Annotated in this window: 4 protein-coding genes; all 4 read left to right on the forward strand. The window is 29.0% G+C overall.

Features of this window, described 5'->3' with window-relative positions:
- On the forward strand, nucleotides 1-798 hold a 798-nt coding region (gene rfbA, locus KO488_RS10595; protein WP_216058784.1), incomplete at its 5' end, for a glucose-1-phosphate thymidylyltransferase RfbA.
- Complete coding sequence (gene rfbC, locus KO488_RS10600) at nucleotides 795-1,379, forward strand: dTDP-4-dehydrorhamnose 3,5-epimerase (protein WP_216058785.1); 585 nt, start codon at nucleotides 795-797, stop codon at nucleotides 1,377-1,379. The genes rfbA and rfbC, both read left to right, overlap by 4 nt.
- A complete protein-coding gene (rfbD, locus tag KO488_RS10605) occupies nucleotides 1,372-2,253 on the forward strand; it encodes a dTDP-4-dehydrorhamnose reductase (RefSeq protein ID WP_216058786.1) in 882 nt (293 codons plus the stop codon). Before rfbC ends, rfbD begins: the two co-directional genes overlap by 8 nt.
- On the forward strand, nucleotides 2,253-2,977 hold a 725-nt coding region (locus KO488_RS10610; protein ID WP_216058787.1), incomplete at its 3' end, for a dTDP-glucose 4,6-dehydratase. The genes rfbD and KO488_RS10610, both read left to right, overlap by 1 nt.

The following is a 2,977-nucleotide window of genomic DNA, read 5'->3' on the forward strand; positions in this document are numbered from 1 at the left end:
AAAGTATATTATCCACTTTCAGTTTTAATGCTTGCTGGAATAAAAGAAGTACTAATTATTTCAACTCCAACAGATTTACCTAGATTTGAAGAACTATTAGGTGATGGTTCAGATTTAGGAATGAAATTTGAATATATAGTTCAACCAAGTCCAGATGGATTAGCTCAAGCTTTTACTTTAGGTGAAGAGTTCTTAGATGGTGATGATGCTTGTTTAGTATTAGGTGATAATATTTTTTATGGACATGGACTAACTAATCTTTTAGCTCAAAGTGTAAAAAATGCTAAAGAAGAAAATAAAGCTACAGTATTTGGTTACTATGTAAAAGATCCAGAAAGATATGGAGTTGCCGAATTTAATGATAATGGTGATGTAACATCATTAGAAGAAAAACCTACAAATCCAAAATCAAACTACGCAGTAATAGGATTATATTTCTATCCTTCAGATGTAGTAAAAAAAGCAAAAAATGTAAAACCATCAGATCGTGGTGAATTAGAAATCACAACTTTAAATCAAGATTATTTAAAAGAAGAAAGATTAAAAGTAGAACTAATGGGAAGAGGATATGCATGGCTTGATACAGGAACTCATGAATCATTACTTGAAGCATCTCAATTTATACAAACTATTGAAAATAGACAAAGTTTGAAAGTAGCGTGTTTAGAAGAAATAGCATATGAAATGGGATATATTTCAAAAGAAGATCTTTTAATATTAGCAGAACCTTTAAAGAAAAACCAATATGGACAATATTTAATCCAAAGAGCTAATCAACCAAGAGGATTAGGTAGATGAATTTTATAAGAACTGCGATTCCTGATGTAGTTGTTATTGAACCAACAGTTCACGGAGATCATAGAGGATACTTTGTAGAAACTTTTAGAGCAGACAAATTAGAAGAATTTTTAGGCTTTAAAATAAACTTCTGCCAAGATAATGAATCAAAATCTTCAAAGGGAGTTTTAAGAGGTCTTCATTATCAACTAGCACCTCATGCACAAACAAAACTTGTACGAGTAATACAAGGAAGTGTTTTAGATGTAGCAGTTGATATAAGACGTAATTCACCAACATTTGGACAACATGTAAGTGTAGAATTATCAGCTGATAATAAAAAACAACTATTAGTACCAAGAGGCTTTGCTCATGGATTTGTAGTACTTGAAGATGATACAATATTTGCATATAAAGTAGATAACTATTACAGCCCGCAATGTGATAGAGGAATAGCTTTCGATGATATAGATTTAAATATAGATTGGAAACTATCACTTGAAGAATTAAACTTATCAGAAAAAGATAAAAAACAACCAAAGCTATTTGATATTGAAGATAATAAAGAGATATTTGAGTTTGGAGTTAATCACTATGAGTAGTTCTAAGTCTTTAAATATTCTTGTAACTGGTTCAAATGGACAAGTAGGACGTGAACTAAGAGAGTTATCAAAAGACTATTCTTATAACTTCTTTTTTACAACAAGAGATAACTTAGATATTACAAATAGTGAAGATATAAAACATTTTATTGAATCAAATAATATCAATACTATTATAAACTGTGCAGCATATACAGCAGTTGATAAAGCAGAAGATGATGAATTAAATGCTGATTTAGTAAATAGAAAAGCTGTAAAGAAAATAGCAAAGATTTCACAAGAGTTAAATATAAAACTAGTTCATATCTCAACAGATTATGTTTTTGATGGGAAAAACTTCAAACCATATACAGAAGAGTTTCAAACAAACCCAAATTCAATCTACGGTAAAACAAAACTTGATGGTGAAATTGAAATGATTAAAATCAATCCTTTAAATTCTATCATCATTAGAACATCTTGGGTTTATTCAAGCTTTGGGAATAACTTTGTAAAAACTATGCTTAGATTAGGTAAAGAAAAGCAAGAGCTTGGGGTAATATTTGATCAAGTAGGAACTCCTACATATGCTAAAGATTTGGCAAGAGCTATTTTAGATATATTACCAAATATAAGTAATACTAAAGTAGAAATATATAATTACTCAAATGAAGGAGTACTATCTTGGTATGACTTCGCAAAAGAGATAATGAAAATGGCAAAGATTAAATGTACTATAAATCCTATAGAAACATTTCAATATCCAACACCAGCTTCAAGACCACATTATTCAATACTGAATAAAAGTAAAATAAAAAATAAATTCAATATATCTATTCCTTTTTGGAAAGATAGCTTAGATGAATGTTTAAGAGCATTAGGAGAAAGAAAGTAATGGCAGGAAATATTAACAATAATCAAACAATATTAGTAACAGGATGTGCAGGATTTATAGGATCAAATTTTGTACCATATTTTTTAGAAAAATATCCAAACTACAATATAGTAAATTTAGACTTATTAACATATGCAGGTGATTTAGAAAACCTAAAAGAGTGTGAAGATAATGTTAATTATAAATTCATCAAAGGTGATATTTGCAATCGTGAGTTAGTAGAGTTCATTTTCAATGAATATGATATAAGAGGTGTAATACATTTTGCTGCAGAATCCCATGTAGATAACTCTATTAAAAACCCAGGTGTATTTATGCAAACAAATGTAAATGGTACTTTTACACTTCTAGATGTTGCAAAAAATTATTGGATGAATAAACCATTTGAATATAAAGAAGATTATCTAAACTGTAGATTTCATCATATATCAACTGATGAAGTATATGGAACACTTAATGAAATAGATCTGTTTACTGAATCTACTCCTTATGCTCCTAACTCTCCGTATTCTGCTTCTAAAGCTTCAAGTGATATGATTGTAAGATCTTACCAAGAAACATATGGAATGAATACAGTAATCACAAATTGCTCTAATAACTATGGTCCTAAACAACATGATGAAAAACTAATACCTACTATTATTAGAAAAGCTTTAAACAATGAAGCAATACCAATTTATGGAGATGGTAAAAATATCCGTGATTGGTTATATGTACTAGATCA

Origin of the sequence: Poseidonibacter lekithochrous, from assembly GCF_018861145.1 — a bacterium.
In the GTDB taxonomy this organism is placed as follows: domain Bacteria; phylum Campylobacterota; class Campylobacteria; order Campylobacterales; family Arcobacteraceae; genus Poseidonibacter; species Poseidonibacter lekithochrous_A.

Bases quoted from the DNA above. Each gene is read 5' to 3' on its own strand.
- rfbC (WP_216058785.1), top strand. From the start codon at position 795: ATGAATTTTATAAGAACTGCGATTCCTGATGTAGTTGTTATTGAACCA.
- rfbD (WP_216058786.1), top strand. From the start codon at position 1,372: ATGAGTAGTTCTAAGTCTTTAAATATTCTTGTAACTGGTTCAAATGGA.